This is a genomic window from Flagellimonas sp. B-3, from assembly GCF_056857835.1.
In genome coordinates this window covers 265,262-283,302 of record NZ_JBSXNW010000022.1, presented here as the reverse complement: position 1 = coordinate 283,302, position 18,041 = coordinate 265,262, and the positions used below count along the sequence as shown (strand labels likewise).

General features: G+C 42.8%; 14 protein-coding genes. 4 read left to right on the top strand and 10 right to left on the bottom strand.

Annotated features, from left to right (window positions below):
• Positions 1-19 precede the first annotated feature (19 nt).
• The 3 genes from AC13CS_RS11240 (at position 20) to AC13CS_RS11230 (ending at position 4,053) form a co-directional block, all read left to right on the top strand.
• Positions 20-1,504: a SusD/RagB family nutrient-binding outer membrane lipoprotein gene (locus AC13CS_RS11240; RefSeq protein WP_293167471.1), complete on the top strand. Its 1,485-nt coding sequence runs from the start codon at positions 20-22 to the stop codon at positions 1,502-1,504.
• Between the two features lie 85 nt (positions 1,505-1,589).
• Positions 1,590-3,182 carry a BCCT family transporter gene (locus AC13CS_RS11235; RefSeq protein ID WP_293167473.1) on the top strand — a complete coding sequence of 531 codons (1,593 nt, stop codon included), beginning with the start codon at positions 1,590-1,592 and terminating at the stop codon, positions 3,180-3,182.
• Complete coding sequence (locus AC13CS_RS11230; protein WP_293167475.1) at positions 3,172-4,053, top strand: hypothetical protein; 882 nt, start codon at positions 3,172-3,174, stop codon at positions 4,051-4,053. The genes AC13CS_RS11235 and AC13CS_RS11230 overlap by 11 nt, the downstream gene beginning before the upstream one ends.
• Before the next feature lie 12 nt (positions 4,054-4,065).
• Here AC13CS_RS11230 and AC13CS_RS11225 read toward each other — a convergent pair whose 3' ends face one another.
• Positions 4,066-4,830, bottom strand: a complete 765-nt coding sequence (locus tag AC13CS_RS11225) for a 3-keto-disaccharide hydrolase (RefSeq protein WP_293167477.1) — start codon at positions 4,828-4,830, stop codon at positions 4,066-4,068.
• Positions 4,831-4,994: 164 nt separating this feature from the next.
• Here AC13CS_RS11225 and trxA point away from each other — a divergent pair, with 164 nt between their 5' ends.
• Positions 4,995-5,294: a thioredoxin gene (gene trxA / locus AC13CS_RS11220; protein ID WP_163626072.1), complete on the top strand. Its 300-nt coding sequence runs from the start codon at positions 4,995-4,997 to the stop codon at positions 5,292-5,294.
• 12 nt (positions 5,295-5,306) lie between these two features.
• Here the strand turns inward: trxA and AC13CS_RS11215 are convergent, their stop codons facing one another.
• The 9 genes from AC13CS_RS11215 to AC13CS_RS11175 form a co-directional block, all read right to left on the bottom strand.
• Complete coding sequence (locus tag AC13CS_RS11215) at positions 5,307-6,167, bottom strand: universal stress protein (protein ID WP_293167481.1); 861 nt, start codon at positions 6,165-6,167, stop codon at positions 5,307-5,309.
• Positions 6,168-6,171: 4 nt separating this feature from the next.
• Complete coding sequence (locus AC13CS_RS11210) at positions 6,172-7,017, bottom strand: universal stress protein (RefSeq protein WP_293167483.1); 846 nt, start codon at positions 7,015-7,017, stop codon at positions 6,172-6,174.
• Positions 7,018-7,183: 166 nt separating this feature from the next.
• Positions 7,184-8,803, bottom strand: coding sequence for a sodium:solute symporter (locus AC13CS_RS11205; protein WP_293167485.1), 1,620 nt, complete (start codon positions 8,801-8,803; stop codon positions 7,184-7,186).
• Between the two features lie 6 nt (positions 8,804-8,809).
• Positions 8,810-10,000 carry an aldose epimerase family protein gene (locus AC13CS_RS11200; protein WP_293167487.1) on the bottom strand — a complete coding sequence of 397 codons (1,191 nt, stop codon included), beginning with the start codon at positions 9,998-10,000 and terminating at the stop codon, positions 8,810-8,812.
• Positions 10,001-10,022: 22 nt separating this feature from the next.
• Positions 10,023-11,528 (bottom strand): L-arabinose isomerase, encoded by a 1,506-nt coding sequence (gene araA / locus AC13CS_RS11195; RefSeq protein WP_293167489.1) that lies wholly within the window; start codon positions 11,526-11,528, stop codon positions 10,023-10,025.
• A 14-nt stretch (positions 11,529-11,542) separates the two neighbouring features.
• Positions 11,543-12,244 carry an L-ribulose-5-phosphate 4-epimerase gene (locus tag AC13CS_RS11190; RefSeq protein ID WP_293167491.1) on the bottom strand — a complete coding sequence of 234 codons (702 nt, stop codon included), beginning with the start codon at positions 12,242-12,244 and terminating at the stop codon, positions 11,543-11,545.
• A 3-nt stretch (positions 12,245-12,247) separates the two neighbouring features.
• Positions 12,248-13,924, bottom strand: coding sequence for a ribulokinase (locus AC13CS_RS11185; protein WP_293167493.1), 1,677 nt, complete (start codon positions 13,922-13,924; stop codon positions 12,248-12,250).
• A 268-nt stretch (positions 13,925-14,192) separates the two neighbouring features.
• Positions 14,193-16,184, bottom strand: a complete 1,992-nt coding sequence (locus AC13CS_RS11180) for a glycoside hydrolase family 127 protein (protein ID WP_293167495.1) — start codon at positions 16,182-16,184, stop codon at positions 14,193-14,195.
• 6 nt (positions 16,185-16,190) lie between these two features.
• Positions 16,191-17,723 (bottom strand): alpha-N-arabinofuranosidase, encoded by a 1,533-nt coding sequence (locus AC13CS_RS11175; RefSeq protein WP_482888751.1) that lies wholly within the window; start codon positions 17,721-17,723, stop codon positions 16,191-16,193.
• Positions 17,724-18,041: the final 318 nt, after the last annotated feature.

Here is an 18,041-nt window from a genome sequence, read left to right as displayed (position 1 = left end):
TAAAATCACAAATGAAAATATGATGATTAAAAAATTTAGTTTAACCACAATACTTTCAGTGCTGCTATTTACAGCATGTGAAGATTTTGAAGACTTCAACAGTAACCCCAACGAACCAACGAGTGTAACCACAGATGTGTTGTTGCCAGGGGTTATTAGATCAAGTGTGAACACGACCCAAGATGCATCTTTCCTTGTGGGGAACAACGCGGCCCAATTAACGGCAAAAACCCTTCGTTTGGAAGTAGATGCCTACACTTGGAATGCTTTTCCCATATACTGGGAGGGGTGGTACAATAGCTTGACGGATTTGGAAATCATTGAAAACCAAGCCATACAAAACAACAACCAAGCCTTGGAAGGGGCAAGCATTGTTTTGCGCTCCTGGATTTTTGAAAACATTACCGATTCCTACGGAAATGTGCCCTATTCCGAAGCCACCAAAGGTGCGGAGCTAAACTTCACCCCTGTTTATGACGACCAAGAGGACATTTACATGGACCTGCTTTCCGAATTGGAAAGAGCTGACCAACTATTGGCCAGCAATTCCGGTAGCATTGAAGGTGATATCCTGCTAAATGGAGACATCTCCAAATGGAGGAAATTTGCAAATTCTTTACGACTCAGGTTGCTTATGCACGCTAGCAATCAATTGCCAGACGTCGCCTCAAGATTTCAAACTATTGTAAACGAAGGAAATATAATTACGGGCAATGAGGATAATGTAACGTTGACCTACACTGGGTCTTTTCCGAACGAGTACCCTTTAATTCCTTTAAAAACAGGAGATTTTGATGCAGTGGCCATAGCAGATGCTTCGGTAAGCGTAATGCAGGGATACAACGACCCACGCCTTTTGCGGTACGCCAGGCCCAACAACGAAGATTTTGAAATTGACCCAACCATTATTGGAGCTTTTAATGGTCTTGGGGACGATTGCCCAAAAAATGGAGCTTCGCGATTGGGGATCCAATATTTTAATTATCCCGATTTGACACAAGCCTCTGATTTGGACCTGCAAATTGCCGAAGGAATCGTGATGACCTATGCCGAAGTGGAGTTCTTACTTGCCGAGGCTGCCGCCAAAGGATGGATTGCCGATGATATTGAAACGCATTACAGAAATGGCATCCAATCTTCAATGGAATACCACAATGTGGATCTAGTACCTTTTGGATGGGCAAGTTTTGATGATTTTTATACCAATTCGGGAGTAGCCTATTCCACAGCTACCGATATTTGGGAGCAGAAATGGTTGGCCTTGTTTTTCCATGGTATGGAACCTTATTTTGAGGTAAGACGCTGGTATTTCGAATCTGGTAATTCTTTTGATGGTATACCCTTTTTAGGGCCAAGCTGTGGAAATTCCAACAATGACCAACTTCCCATGAGATTCCTTTATCCGGGTGAAGAACAATCATTGAACATAGATAATTACCAAGCTGCGGTAGATGCCATTGGGGGCACCGACAGTCAAAATGCAACCACTTGGTTAGTTGAATAAAACCAATAAAATGCTGTTTTTCCAAACCAGCGTTTTTTATATTGTAGCAATTTCACTATTCCCTTACGCTAAAACAACACTATAAATGGCCAAAAAAAGAGGAGGAAAAAAGTATTTTGACATTCATGCTCCTGTATTTTATCCCGCAGCGGTCATAATTTTGGCCACCATTCTGGCTTCTTTTTTCTATAGTGAATCTTTGGTGAAGTCCTTTGGCTTTTTCCAAGAAAAAACATCAGAATACGCGGGCTGGTTCTTCATCCTTTGCATGAATGTTTTTGTAGTATCTGCACTGTGGTTTGCTTTTAGCAAGTTTGGAAAAATAAGATTGGGCGGTCCCAAGGCCAGACCTCAATTTTCAACTTTTTCTTGGTTTTCCATGCTGTTTTCAGCAGGTTTGGGCATTGGATTAATGTTTTATGGGGTGGCAGAACCCATGTTCCACTATGGCAACCCACCCCTACCTGTAGAAAATATTGGGGAAAGAGCGGAAAACGCCATGTTGTTTACTTTTTTGCACTATGGCTTCCATGGGTGGGCTCCCTACGTGATCGTAGGTTTGGCATTGGCATTTTTCACCTTTAACAAAGGATACCCCTTAACCATAAGCTCCCTCTTCCGGCCTTTAATAGGAAATCGGGTCAATGGATTCTTGGGGCACTTAATTGATATCTCCGCTGTAATCGCCACATTGTTTGGGTTGGCCACAACCTTGGGGATAGGGGTTCAACAAATAGGCTCGGGGCTCGACTTTCTGTTCGGTATAGAAAATAGCACGAACACGCATATTACCCTTATTGCCTGTATCACTTTGGCAGCCACAGCCTCCGTAATTTTAGGTTTGGACAAAGGGGTTCGTTTTTTAAGTGTCGTCAACATGAGGCTGGCACTTCTTTTCTTGATTTTTATATTATTTATTGGCCCAACCTCTTTTATTATGGATGGTCTTATCCAAAACGTGGGAAACTATTTTAATTCCCTTATAAAAGTGGGAACTTGGGCAGAGACTTATCAAAATAACAATTGGCAGCATGACTGGACCGTTTTTTATTGGGCTTGGTGGATTAGTTGGTCCCCCTTTGTGGGCATGTTTATTGCGCGTGTTTCCAAAGGTCGTACCGTAAAAGAGTTTATTTTGGGCGTGCTGTTGGTGCCCTCTCTATTGGTTTTTGTATGGATGTCCGTTTTTGGCGGGGCGGCAATTTTTGTTGAATCCCAAGGAATAGCCCCAATTGCCCAAAGTGTAACCGATGACCTTTCCACAGCATTATTTGTTCTGTTGCAAGAGTTTCCGCTCTCGTCCATTACCTCTTTTGTAGGGATTGTTTTAGTGACCATTTTCTTTGTAACTTCATCCGACTCAGGTTCTTTGGTCATAGACAGCATCACCTCTGGAGGGAAATTGGACGCCCCTGTGGGCCAACGTATATTTTGGGCCTTGCTGGAAGGTGGTGTGGCAGCATCCCTTTTGTTTGCGGGAGGATTAAAAGCATTACAATCGGCCGTAATATCGGCAGGACTTCCGTTTGCCATTATTATCTTGCTGATCATTTACTCATTGGCCAAAGAGTTTACCAAAACCACGCATAAGATGTGGTTAAAAGCAAAAGAAAAGGAGAGAAAAGAATATTTGGAACAATTGAAAACAATCATCAATTCCGAAGACGATGAAGATTGACAAACTATTTATAGGTCTGGATTTATCCAAATACGACAATGCTTGTATTGAAAATGCCTATTACCTCTTGAACCATATTCCTACGATTGAGACGGTGGTACTCTACCATAACATTAAGTTTGATTTTATCGGGGAACTTGATGAGTTTACAGCTTTGAGCTGTAGTCAATTACGGGAGAAAATCCTGAAGCATTTCAAAAAAGTGTATGTTCCCATGTTCAAAGAACATTCGGAAAAGGTTATTCCCACCGTTACCGACGATAACAACACCATAAATGCTTTAAAGAACCAATTGGCTTACAACACCAATTCAACACTGTTTATTTTTGGCAGTAAATCCCAAGAGGATGGTACCGGAGATGTTCCCATGAAGACCGTATCACTTAAAATGTACGATGCCCCGGCACTTTTTTGCCCCTCACCGGCCAAAACACCTTATAAAACACTTTTTGCGGCTATCGACCTTAAAACAAAAGGGAGCGACAAAAATGTGATTACTTGGTCCAACAACTTTAGGGAACACTTTCCCAATATAGAGGTTACCGGTGTTTATGTAAACGAAACGCCCATTGCCTATTTCCCCTATATTGAACAAGGGGATGATGAAATTGCAGATGAGTTATGGCATAATTGCGAAGCCAAATTCAAGAAACTCACAGAAAACCATCAAAAACATGTAAAAGAATGGGATTTTAAACTTTTAAAAGGCAAGGGTGTGGTTCAACACTTGAAAAAAGCCATCAAAAAAGAGAAACCCAATTTATTGATTGTTGGCAGAAATTCTACTTTTTTTCGCAACACCAACGTCTACGGAAGTACTACCAGAAAACTGCTGATGAGCGCTCCGAAAGTTCCCGTACTTGTAATCTGATGAAGGATTTGCTTAGAGTTCCCTGATTTTTATATTTCGGAACCAAGTTTCAAAATACCAATACTGCAGTGCTATTTTGCCCTCGGTGGTACGGCCAAACTCAGGATATTTGGAAAAATGGGTCTCAGCGATCCTTTCTTTCCATTCAGATGTGCTGAAATCTTCCTCAGCAGTGAGAACCCCATTCAGGTAAAACGCTACTTTCCCGTCCACTTGTTTTATTCGGGTCTTGTTCCACTCCCCTTGTTTTACCTCCACTTTATTTTGCTGAGGCTGAAAAACGTACAAACAACCCGGCCTTTTCTCTGGTACATCGTAATCCATGTGGTCCGCTCCCAACATTTGATATTCCGGGCCACTTTGCCATGCGGTCGGAACATCCGGCATTTCTTGTACATTGATAAAAATTCCGCTATTTCCGTTCCCAGCCACCTTCCATTCCAATACTAGTTCATAATCGTCGTAAGTCTGATCGGTAACCAAATCGCCTGCCGTTAAAGATTCATCGCTGGTATTGCTGTGCAGTTCACCATCCACAACCTCCCAAACCGAATTGGCGTTGGGATCGTTGTACAGGTGCCATCCGTCCATCGTCTCTCCATCAAAAAGCAACTTCCATCCTTCTTTCTTTTCCACCTCCAACAATTGGTTATGGGCAGCATTTTCTATGGCAGCCTTTTTGGTTCGCCAAGTATTGGCCTCTTCCTTTTTGTTCTCGCTCTTGCAGGAAGCCAACACTAATAATGCGATAATACATGGGGTAATTCTTGAATACATTTGTGGTTTAGTTTGATTTATAGTGCAGTCGCTAAAGATAAAAAAAGAAATTCATCCAATGTTGCCCAGATATATATCAATACAATTTTTGATGGTTAAGTGACTTAAGTCACTTTGGGGAAAATCGGGTTTTTATAAATTGCAGTCTATAATTTTTAGAAACAATGAAAGGAAATTTTGCAGCTTTGATCAACAGCGACCAATTAACGCTAGTAGATTTTTCGGCAGAATGGTGTGGTCCCTGTAAAATGTTGGCCCCAATTCTAAAACAGGTAAAAGATGAAATGGGCGATGATCTAAAAATTGTGAAAATAGACGTCGACAAAAACCAAAGCCTTGCCAACACCTACCAAGTTAGGGGTGTTCCTACAATGATCTTCTTTAAAAATGGCGAACAACTCTGGAGAAAATCCGGAGTACTGCAAAAGGGGGAAATTGTGCAATTGGCAAAATCGTTCTTGTAATCTTTTACCGTGTTATTCAAATAAGTGGATGACCAAAAACGGCACCTTGGAGTTAAAGCTCACTTTTTTGATGACAGGTTCCCGTGTCAATCTTTCAAAGAAAGTATGGTTTTGATTGATCATTACAACCATATCAATGGTTTTGTCTTTTTCAACCAATTGCTGAATGGTATTGTTAACTGAAGTATCCTTTTCCACCTCAATAAATTCGTAGTCGATGGATTTAAGACGGTTTTTCAATCCTTTTTTGGAAGCTTGTTGTTCAGGAGCCAGTGCATCCAAACTGCCTACATGGGCTATCCATAATTTAGCTTTGAAATGTTCGACGAAATTCAAAAGTGGTTTCAGTTCGTAGTTTTCAAAGAGGTGTTCATAACCCGTCGCCAATAGTATGGCATCTATTTCTTTTTCTATTTGATAATCATCGGGCACGGCAATAACAGGGCAAAAATCGACTTCCTTGATAACTTTATAGGTATTGCTTCCTATAAAGACTTCTTTTAATCCCGAGGCCCCTTTGGTTCCCATAATAACATAATCAATCTCCTCGCGGTACACTGTCTTGCCAATGGCATTGACAAGGGTATCCGGAACGGAACGGGCAATAAATGTATGTTCTGGGTTTTTGTCAAAGCTTTTTATTTTTTCCAATTCCCTTTTGAGGTCACGGTCGGATTGTTCCTTGATCAAATTGTACAAACGGGTATCATTGGCTCCCGCCATTTTGGTTGATAAGCCGGAGGCACCCACCTGATAAGAATTCAGGATAAAAAAATCACAGGGAACATCTTTAAAGATCGTCAAAGCATAAGCAATGGCGTTCCAAGCATTATTGGAAAAGTCCGTGGGCAATATGATCCGTTTTTTCTTCACGATTTTATCTCTTAATGTTCTGCATTACCATAAATGGTATTTTAATCTTCAACCCCAGTAAATCTACTGTCGACCTATAGAGCATATCCTCAAAAAAGGAGTGCCTTGAGTTCAACATAACAAGCATTCCTGCGTCTTTTTGCTCAATCTGCTCCAGAATAACCTCTGCTTTGTTTTTAACGGGCGTTGTCTCAAAATGGAGGTAGCTATTGGCCAAGGTTTCTTCCAAAAACAACTTGTTATCTTCTTGTCGAGGACTGAGTTCATCAAAATCTGTGATGTACAAACAGTATACCTTGGACTTAAATTTACCGGCCAGGTCGCCTAAAAGTTTTAACTCCCTTCGCTTATAAGGAAGCAAATAATCTGTTGGAAAAAGAATGGCCTTAGGCTGTCTGTACTCAAAATCTTCCGGTATGGCCAGCACCGGACACTTTACATATTTAAAAATTTCTATGGTGAAACTCCCGAATGTGGTTTTGTGATCGCTGGTCTCCCCTTTGGTTCCCATGATCACCACATCAATGTTCATTTCATCCACAAAATCATTTATACTATCCACTAGATTGTCAAAACGTGCTACGGTCTCAAAATTGTGCAAGGGGTTTGGTGGTTCTCCAATTACGGAGTTGACCAATTTATCCAATTTCTTTACCGTTTGTTCCCTTTTCTCTTCTTTCAGTTTCTCAACACCCTCTAACACTGCTGTTTTGTACTTGCCGTACACCTCCTCGCCATAGGCATGCAGTACAAAAAAACAAGCGCGCTCACATTTAAAAAGCTCTTGTGCATATTGCAGGGCATGCAAAGCATTTTTTGAAAAATCGGTAGGAATCAATACGGTTTTCATGGGTATCTCGCTTTTACCAAAGATAAATCGATGAAAACGTATAAAAAATGACGTAGGTCACGATATTGATTGAAAATATCTTAATATCCTTTATTTTGAGAGACTTCCATAAAACAATAGTGCCCCTTAAAAGGAGCACTATTTATACTATATATTCTAATAGTTATTATTTACCATTGAACCATATCATCACATAAGCAACGATAGCTATAATAATCACAGAAATGGCAATATCTTTCCAATTGTAGCTGCTTTTGTTCTTCTTTCTTTCTTCATCAGAAATAGTGGCATAAGTAAGGTTCTTTAGTTTTTCATCTGATGGTGCCGGAGTAGCATAACTCACGACCACAATCAATATAATACAGAAAAGGAAGAACCATGATGCAAAGGACAAAAAGTTCATATCTCCTAAAAGGAACCAGAAACTTGCGGGATCCAATGAATCTTTGACCAATTCAAGAACAATCCTTAAAGCTCCAACAATAAATCCAACCACCATGGTTACAAATGCGCCTTGTGAGTTGATTCGTTTATGGAAAATACCCAGTAAGAACACCGCCGTAATCGGAGGAGCAATATAAGATTGAACGCTTTGCAGATATTCGTAGAGTACCCCGGAGATATTGGCCATGATCGGAATCCAAATAATACCGATAATCACAACTATTATTGTTGCGATCTGTCCTGTTCGCACCAATTTTTTCTCTGGCGCATTGGGTCTTAGTTTTTTATAGATGTCCACCGTAAACAAGGTAGAGCACGAATTAAATACTGAGGCCAAAGAACTCATCAAAGCGGCCAAAAGTCCTGCTGCCACCAACCCTCGAAGTCCCGATGGCAACAAGTTACTCATCAAAACCGGGAATGCTTCATCTGGACTGTCCCAGTGCAATTCTCCCCTCATCTTTAAGGTAAGGGCGATCACACCTGGAATCAAGAACAAGAATACAGGGAAGAGCTTTAACAAAGCACCAAAAATCGTTCCTCGCCTACCTTCTTTAATATTCTTTGCGGTTAAGGCACGCTGCACAATATATTGGTCCGTACACCAATACCAAATACCGGTAATGGTACTGGCAATTAAAAGTGATGGCCAAGGAAAATCAGGGTCTGAGGCCGACCTCCACATGTTAAGGTATTCAGGGGTTACGGTTTCTTTCATACTTTCCCATCCGCCTACATGGTCTAAACCAATAAATGTTAGGGCCGCGGCTCCTATTACCAAGATAATGGCCTGCAAGGTTTCTGTATATACCACGGCACGCATACCTCCAAGCACAGTATAAATCCCTGTAAGCACAACGGTTGCTATGGCACCTGTCCAAAAGTCGATACCCAATAATGCCGACACCACTACTCCACCAGCATAAATGGTTACGGAAATTTTGGTGAGCACATAGGCCACGATGGAAAATACGGAGAGAATCCATCTGGCCCTTGCATCAAATCGTTTTTCCAAAAATTCGGGCATGGTAAACACTCCCGCTCTTGCATAGAAGGGCAAGAACACCCAACCAAGAATAAGAACGATCCAAGCCTGTATTTCGTAAATAAGCATGGGCAAACGGTCCCCTGCACCAGCTCCTGCCAATCCCACAACATGCTCCGAACCAATATTCGATGCGAAAATTGAAGCACCAACAACAAACCACCCTACATTTCTACCTGCCAAGAAATAATCCTCGGTGTTGTTCTCTTTTTTTCGGATTACCCATAGGGCTATTCCTAGAAGTACCAGAAAATACATGGATATAGCAATCCAATCAAAAGTATCCAGCGTCTGCATAATAGTTTATTGTTTGGTTGATAGTTTGAACATAGTCCTAGTAGAATACGTTTCCCCAGGATTTAACCTAACTGAGGGAAAATTAGCTTGGTTAGGGCTATCTGGATAGTGTTGTGTTTCCAAACAGAACCCAGAACGTTTCCCGTAGGCACCCCCATCCTTTGCCGGTAATGTGCCATCCAAAAAGTTTCCGCTGTAAAATTGCATGCCCGGCTCATTGGTATACACCTCTAACAATCTACCCGTGTTGGGATGGTACGCCGAAGCTGCCAAACCAAAATCTTCTTCTCCCTCGTTGAGCACCCAACAATGGTCGTATCCTCCCCCAAGGTCCAACTGTTCATTGTCGGCCTCTATCTCTTCTCCGATGGATTTAGGCTCTTTAAAGTCAAAAGGAGTTCCAGCAACTTCCCTAAATTCCCCTGTTGGAATCAAACCTCCATCAACCGGCAGGTACGTATCTGCATTCAAATAGATCTCATGGTCCAAAACGGGCGTGGAAAGTTGCCCCGAAAGATTAAAATAACTGTGTTGTGTCAAGTTGACAACGGTTGGTTTGTCCGTAACAGCTTCATATTGAATATCCAATTCGTTATTATGGGTAAGGGTATAAGTAACTTTTACATCCAATTGTCCAGGGTATCCTTCTTCCCCGTCTTCGCTGGTGTAGGTAAGCTCCAAAGTCGCTCCCGCTCCTGTATTTTTGGGTATAGCGTTCCAAATTACCTTATCGAATCCTTTTTCTCCTCCGTGAAGGTGATTGTTACCATCGTTCGTGGCCAGCGTGTAGGTCTCGCCATCCAAAGAAAACTTCCCATTGGCAATACGGTTCCCATACCGGCCAATAAGTGCTCCAAAGTATGGGCTACCATCAAGGTATTGTTCCAAACTATCAAAACCTAGGACTATATCCTCGAATTTCCCCTGTTTGTCAGGGGCCGTCCAACGGGTAATGATACCACCATAGGTGATGACATCCACTTCCATTCCTGCTTCATTTTTTAAAGTGAATTTCTTCACCTTTGTGCCATCGGGCATTTCCCCAAAGATGGTTTCTTCAATGGGGCTTTGTTCATTTTCAGTTTTTGCGGTTTCCATTTCTGACTGGCTTTCTTTTTTGTTTTGCTTACAGCCTATAGTTGTAAAGACCAAAAGTAAAACACAGTAAAATATAGAAGGTTTGGCTATCCTCATCATTTATAGTTTTATGTTAGTTTGATTACATTCCATGCTGAAACAAATGATAGTATGCTTCGTTCGCGTGGAGTTGATCTTTAAATGCTCTAAGTTTCGTGTCCGAATCTATAACTAAAAGTTCTATTCCGAAAATATCGGCGAAATCTTCCATGTATTCGGTGGTCAATGCTTGTGTATACACGGTATGGTGCGCTCCACCAGCATGAATCCATGCGGTAGCGGCCACATCCAGATTTGGTTTTGCGTCCCAAAGCACACGTGCCACAGGTAATTTTGGTAAATCGGCCATGGGTTCTACGGCTTCTACTTCGTTTACGATCAAACGGAACCTGTTTCCCATATCAATCAATGATGCATTCAGCGCTTCTCCCGCTGGTGAATCAAAAACCAATCGCACAGGGTCTTCTTTCCCTCCAATACCCAAAGGATGCACTTCGCAAGATGGTTTTGCACTTGCAATGGAAGGACAGATCTCCAACATATGCGAGCCCAATACATAATCTTTTTCAGGGGTGAAGTGGTAGGTATAGTCCTCCATGAACGAAGTTCCACCGTCCAATCCGTCGGCCATTACTTTCATAGTTCTTACCATGGCAGCGGTTTTCCAATCGCCTTCGCCACCAAAACCATATCCGTCGGCCATTAAACGTTGTACTGCAAGGCCTGGCAACTGTTTTAGGGCCCCAAGGTTCTCGAAAGTGTCGGTAAAGGCCTTAAAACCACCATCGTCCAAGAAGGTTCTGAGTCCCAATTCAATTTTTGCCGAATCTATCAAGGATTGACGTTGTGCTCCATTTTTTTGAAGCGATTCCGACAAATTGTAACTGGCTTCGTATTCATCAACCAATTGATCAACGGCATGTTGGTCCAATCCATCAATAATATTGGTTATATCTGACGAATCATAACCGTTCACAGCTACGCCAAAACGCATTTGAGCGGCGACTTTATCCCCTTCGGTAACAGCAACTTCACGCATGTTGTCACCAATACGAGCGACTTTCATGTGTTGCAATTCGTCTGCCCCCAAAGCAACTCTCGCCCAAATAGTTAGTTTTTGTTGCACGCGCTCATCTTTCCAATGACCGACCACTACTTTGCGATTTTTGCGCATTCTGGACATCATAAATCCAAACTCACGGTCACCATGCGCGGATTGGTTCAGGTTCATAAAGTCCATATCAATATTATCCCAAGGGATTTCAGCATTAAATTGCGTATGTAGATGACACAATGGCTTACTCAATATTTTAAGGCCGGCAATCCACATTTTTGCCGGTGAAAAGGTATGCATCCATGCTACCAAACCAATGCAGGATGGATTGTTGCTTGCTTCACGACAAAGAGCGGTTATTTCTTGAGGTGTGGTAACAATGGGTTTAAAAACCAAGGTGACAGGCAATTTTCCAGCTGCATTCAATCCATCAACAATATCTTTTGAATTGGCGGCCACTTGTTTTAAAGTCTCTGGTCCGTACAAATGTTGGCTTCCTGTTACAAACCAGATTTCTTTTTTAGATATTTTCATTTACTGTAATTTTTTTATTGACCGTAGTAAGCATTTTTTCCGTGCTTACGTTCGTAGTGTTTTTTTATTAGTGAATCTTTTAATCTAGGCGTTTGGGGGTTTATCTGTAAGGTCAAGTAGGCCATTTGGGCCACTGTCTCCAACACTTTGGTATTGTAAACCGCCTTGGCCGCGTTTTTGCCCCAAGCAAATGGGCCATGGTTTCCAATGAGTATCATTTCAACCTCGTTGTAATCCAAATTTCTTTCCTTGAAGCAATCCAAGATTTGGATGCCCGTATTGTGCTCGTAATTTCCTTCAATCAGTTCATCTGCCATCGGCGGGGCACAGGGAATATCTTGTGTAAGGTGATCGGCATGTGTGGTTCCAAAAATTGGAATATCCCTTTGCGCCTGCGCCCAGGAAACGGAATACATGGCATGGGTATGGGCCACTCCACCAATATTTTCCCATTTTTTATAAAGATAACTATGGGTTTTGGTGTCGGATGATGGCCTAAGGTTTCCTTCAACCACATTATTATCGTAATCCACAATTACGATATCCGCTGGTTTTAGGGTTTCGTATGGCACACCACTGGGTTTTATAGCGAAAACAGCATTGTCCCTGTCCACGGCACTTACATTACCAAAGGTGTATATGACCAACCCCAGGGCATTGAGTTCCATGTTCGCCTCGTAGCATTCTTCCTTAAGCGATTTGTATTTTGAGCTCATGGCTTATTTGTTTTTGTTGGTTTGCTGTTCCACAAAACTTCCAAGTTGTTTGTAGTCTTCCAATAATTTGGCGTACACTTCCACTTGGGAGGACTGTGGAGAATATTCTGCTTCAAAGTCACTTCCCATTACTTTACTGGCCTCGATCACATTTTTATGGATACCTGATGCCACCGCAGCATAAATAGCTGCTCCTAAAGCGGGTGCTTGGTCCGATTCTGCCACTTTTATGGGCATGTTCAATACGTTGGCCAAGGTTTGCATAATAAAAGGTGACTTCCTTGCCACCCCACCGATACCGATTACGGTCTCGATTTTCACCCCTTCCTCTTCAAACCGGTCCACGATCATTTTGGAACCAAAGCAAATGGCATTGACCAAGGCCTTGAAAATATGGGGGGCTTTGGTTCCCAATGATATTCCCGAAATGGCACTTTTTAATTCTTGATCGGCATCCGGGGTTCTTCTACCATTTACCCAATCCAAGGCAACTGGCACAGCTTCGGCAAGTGGGATATTTTCTGCTTGTTCTGCCAAAGAGCGAATAAATTTTGATTCCACCTCGGCTTTAAGCTCGGCTTTTTGTTCTTCGGAAAGCACTTTGGAGTTCAAAACTAGATTATCAATGGGCCATTGCAATACGCTTTTGAACCAGGCCAACACATCGCCAAAGGCAGACTGTCCGGCTTCGAGACCGACCATTCCCGGGATTACTGAACCATCAACCTGGCCACAAATACCTTTGACGGTCTTGTCGCCAATGGCTTCATTGGAGGACACCATAATGTCACAGGTGGATGTACCCATGACCCTTACAAGTGCGTGATGGTCCACTTTGGCACCAACTGCCCCTGCATGGGCATCAAAAGTACCTACGGCAATCACGGTATCGGTGGTTAGGCCCAATTTGCCCGCCCATTCTTTGTTTAGATTTCCTGCTATTTCGTTGGATGTAAATGTTTCTTCGTACAAATTATCACGAAGTGAGGCCAAGTAGGGGTCCAGTTTTGATAAAAATGCCGCATCGGGCAGTCCGCCCCAGCTTTCGTGCCACATGGCCTTGTGGCCTGCTGCGCATCTGCTACGCTTGAATTTTTTCAAATCCTTTTCATCTGCCAAGAGATAGGTGATAAAATCGCAATGCTCCATCCACGTGTGTGTGGCATCGATTACATCTTTGTCTTCCCTGGCCACATGGAGTATTTTGGCCCAGAACCATTCCGAAGAATAGATCCCGCCTTCGTACTTGGTGTAATCCTCACCGCCCCAATTTCTTGCCAATTCGTTAATCTCGTTGGCTTCCTTAACCGCGGTATGGTCCTTCCAAAGTACCATCATAGCATTTGGATTTTCCTCAAAACCCGGCACCATGGCCAATGCCGTCCCATCTTGGGTCACTGGCATGGGCGAAGAGCCTGTGGTATCGATACAGATTCCTTTTACGGTTTCCGGGGCCACCCCACTCTGTTGTACCACAGAGGTTATGGTGTGTTCCAATCCTTCGATATGATCCAGGGGGTGCTGCCGGAATTGGTTGATTTCCGGCTTGCAATATTTCTGTGCCTTCCATCTGGGATACCAAAATACTTCCGATGCCAGTTCCGCCCCATTTTGGGTATCAATCAGTACAGCTCTTACTGAATCGGAACCATAATCAACTCCTATTACGTATGCTTTCATTGTGTTGGTCAGTCTTCATAGGGCATTTTCAATGCCCGGTGTTGTATTTGTGTAAAATCTGATTTTTAATATATCAACATGAATAACTTTTAAACCATAACCTATTTTCGATACAATTCTTCAAAACGCTGTTTTGAAAAACCACTCAAATTGACGGTTTTGAACATAAACACACTTCAGTTCGAGTTTTTTTTGGTCGATTTTTAAAAAAATGTCCGAAAAATGTATCATGAACAAGTGTTTTTTTTATCCATTATTCAAATTAATCTCAATCCATATTACCTTCTGCCTTAGCTGGCAACCATACCTTCATTTTCCCGATTCCCCTATTGGACCAAGCATAATAGGGTATGGCGGTCAATTTTTTGTTAGATATGGTATTGACACCTCCCAATAGCTCAGGTTGCTTCTCCACATTGAACTCGTCACTCGGGGTCAATTGGATATCATCAAAGCTACCTTTGTTATCAATTTCCTCAACTGCATAAACCATTGGGCCATATTCCAAGGACATTTTACCCTTGTTTTCCTCCACCAGTTGATCGGCTTCCACCTTTCTTACCTCCATCGGAAATTCCAGTTCTAACACATCCCCCTTTGTCCACTCCCTTGAAATGGTGAAATAACCGTCTTCGGCTTGAACATCGAGTTCTTCGCCGTTCAGGCTTATCTTGTTTGTTATGTTTGTGGTTGTGGCATATTGGTAAAGGTTCCCGGGCAATACTTCGTTCCTAGCCCAGCCGGGAATCCTGAGTTTCATGGCAAAGTTTCCTTTTTCCTCTTTTGGGTCGATGGAGATTTTTACCTTTCCGTTCCAAGGGTATGAGGTTTCCTGTGATAGTTTTACGGTTTGAGATTTAAGGTCTACCGTGGCATCGTTCGCTGCGTATAGGTTTACAAAAATCGTATCGTCCGTTTTGGAATAGATCAGACCGGGCATTGCGGGAAGGAATCGTATGACGTTGGTGGGGCAACAGGAACAATCGAACCAGTCCTTTCGGGTGCAGGCCCCTTGATTGAATTTGTATACCCCATCGGATTCCAAGGCATTGGGATAAAAGAATTTTTGACCGTCCAAAGAGAGTCCAGAGATCAACCCATTGTACAGGGTTCGTTCAATCACATCAAAATATTTTACATCCCCTGTCAGGTTGTGCAATCTGTGGTTCCAATAGACATCGCCAATGGCCGCACAAGTTTCGTTGTAGGCCGTCAGGTTGGGCAATTCGTAGTTCTCACCAAAAGCCTCCCCTTCATGTTTGGCGCCGATTCCACCGGTGATGTACATTTTCTTGTTCACCATATTGTCCCAAAGGGCGTTTACCGCTTTTAAATATGCAGTATCCTTTTCAATGGCTGCTATGTCCGTCATACCGGCGTACATATATACTGCTCGTACGGCATGCCCCACCACTTCATCTTGGTCTATAACGGGCACATGATCCTGGGAATAATCACCAAAAAGTTCGTGGTGCTTCGGTTTTCCTCTATGGTCCAGGAAGTATTTGGCCAAATCAAAATAGTCCTTCTTTCCAGTAGTTTGATAGAGTTTGATCAAACCTGTTTCAATGATCTGGTGTCCTGGCACAGCAGCAATTTTACCTTCCCCCTCACCAAAGGTCTGCACCATCAGGTCGGCATTTTTTATGGCAATATCCAGAAAGTTTCGCTTCCCGGTAGCCTTGTAATGCACTACGGCAGCTTCGAACAAATGTCCTGCATTATAGAGTTCGTGGCTCATGTCCAAAGATTCCCAACGTTCGCCCTTGTCCACCTTTACCCAACTTGCCGGGGGTTTTGCGGGGTCTATGGTCCGCCAGGTAGTAAGATATCCGTCCGTTTCCTGCCCCACTTTTATGATGGACACCAAGGAATCCAGCAATTTTTCCAGTTCGGGGTTGGGTGCGCTGATCAGCGAATTGGAGGCTCCCTCTATAATCTTATACACATCCGTATCATCAAAGGGCATGGCCCCTTTAACCGAGCCTTCCATCTCACCGCCGGCAATCAAAAAGTTATCGAACCGTCCCTCTTCCCTACATTTTTCTATGGCATATTCGATGGTTTTTTCCTGTACCCTTTGGATGATGGGCAGCCAAAAATCGTCGTGCACTTTTACATTTCTGATATTTATGGGCTCAATGGGATACCCAGATGCCACATGGGCCTTCTCCTTGCTCTCTTGTTGTTTTTCTGGCTGCTCTTTACATGATGTGGTCAACACCAGAAAACTGGTCATTGCCAATAATGTTTTTTTCATTTGGTGCTATTTTCCTTGTAAAACAATAAGCGAGTGTGCGGGAACGACAAGCGAGATTTTCCCTTTTTTCAATTTGGCTCCTTTGAATTCCTTTGGGGTCACTTTTTCGGGGTCATCAAAGGAATTATAGTCCTGCAACCTATCCGATGTCAAAACCTGTCCATTGATGTTTTTGATGTCCAGACCGGAAATATCCAGTTCTACGGACATATTGTTTTCAGGGTCTATGTTCACCAAGGAGATATGGATTTTGCCCGCTTCATCCCTTGACGCGGATACAGATAGGGCCGGAAGTCCCCTGAACATTTTATTTTTATCAATTTTGGATGGCAACAACTGCGCATCTTGGTGCACTTTGTACATGTGCATGACATGGTAAGTGGGGGTTTTGATCATTTTCTCCTCGTCAGTAAGGATCACGGCCTGTAGCACATTGACCATTTGGGCCAGATTGGCCATTTTCACCCTTCGGGCGTGGTTATTGAACGTATTGAGCACGGTTCCTGCGATCATTACATCACGGATGGTGTTCTGTTGGTAAAGTACTCCGTTTTTTACTTCGGGCTCGGCATCGTACCAGCCTCCCCACTCGTCCACAAAAAGGTCCACTTTCCCTTCGGGATCGTACTTGTCCATGATCTCGATGTGCTTGGTGACGTACTCTTCCATTTTCAGCGCCTGCTCCATCGACTTGAAGTAGATCTCATCGTCGAAATTGACAGATGGCCCTTTGTTGGACCAATCAATCACTGCGTAATCGTGAAGGGCCACGGCCTCCATTAATTCATGAGGTACATTTTTCATAAGGGTTTCCGTCCAGTGATAATCATCTTCCGATGCACCTGATGCAATCCTATATACTTCCGTATCACCAGACCAACCGGGCATGAAAGTGGCATATTGTCTGTAGATATCCGCGTAGTATTCCGCTGTCATGTTGCCACCACAGCCCCAGGTTTCGTTGCCAACCCCCCAATATTTTACTTTCCACGGCTCTTCCCTGCCATTTTCACGGCGCCAATCGGCCATGGGACTGATCCTGTCATGGTTGGTGTACTGTACCCAGTCTATCAACTCCTGTACAGTGCCACTGCCCACATTGGCAGAGAGGTAGGGTTCCGCACCCAATTCTTCACAAAGGTTCAAAAAGTTATGGGTCCCAAAACTGTTGTCCTCTGTGGTTCCGCCCCACCATCGGTTCACGATGGTAGGTCTATCTTCTTTGGGCCCTACCCCATCTTTCCAGTGGTAGGTATCCGCAAAACAACCTCCTGGCCACCTTAAATTAGGGATATTGAGTTCCTTGAGGGCCTCGATAATATCATTTCGGACTCCATCGGTATTGGGAATGATTTTGTTTTCCTCCCCAACATAAAGCCCCTCATAAATACAACGTCCCAGATGTTCGGCAAAATGGCCATAGATGTGTTTACTAATTTGCGGCGAATCGGATTCTTCTGTTATTTGAACCACAACCGATTGTTGTGCGGACAACTGCATTGAGAAGATCAAGCTGAAAAGTAAGGCAAAATATTTCATAAAAAACTGAATTACGGATTACAAAAAGTCAAAAAAAGACCACGAACCTACTATGGTCTTAACTATATATCATTAAACTTAAACCAATCCAAACAAGTCGACTTGGTCAACTATTGAAGGTCATTTTTTTAAGTGTTGTTTTTACATTTATAAATATAGCAAAAGTTTTTGCGTTAAAACAAATTAAATTACAATTTTTATGTGTTTAATTTACACAATTAAAACTAAAAATACATTTAACTGATTTTATGGACCTTAAATATCCCCAAGTATCAAGCAATTATTTATTATTGTGAATTTTGGAGAGACCAAAAGTGA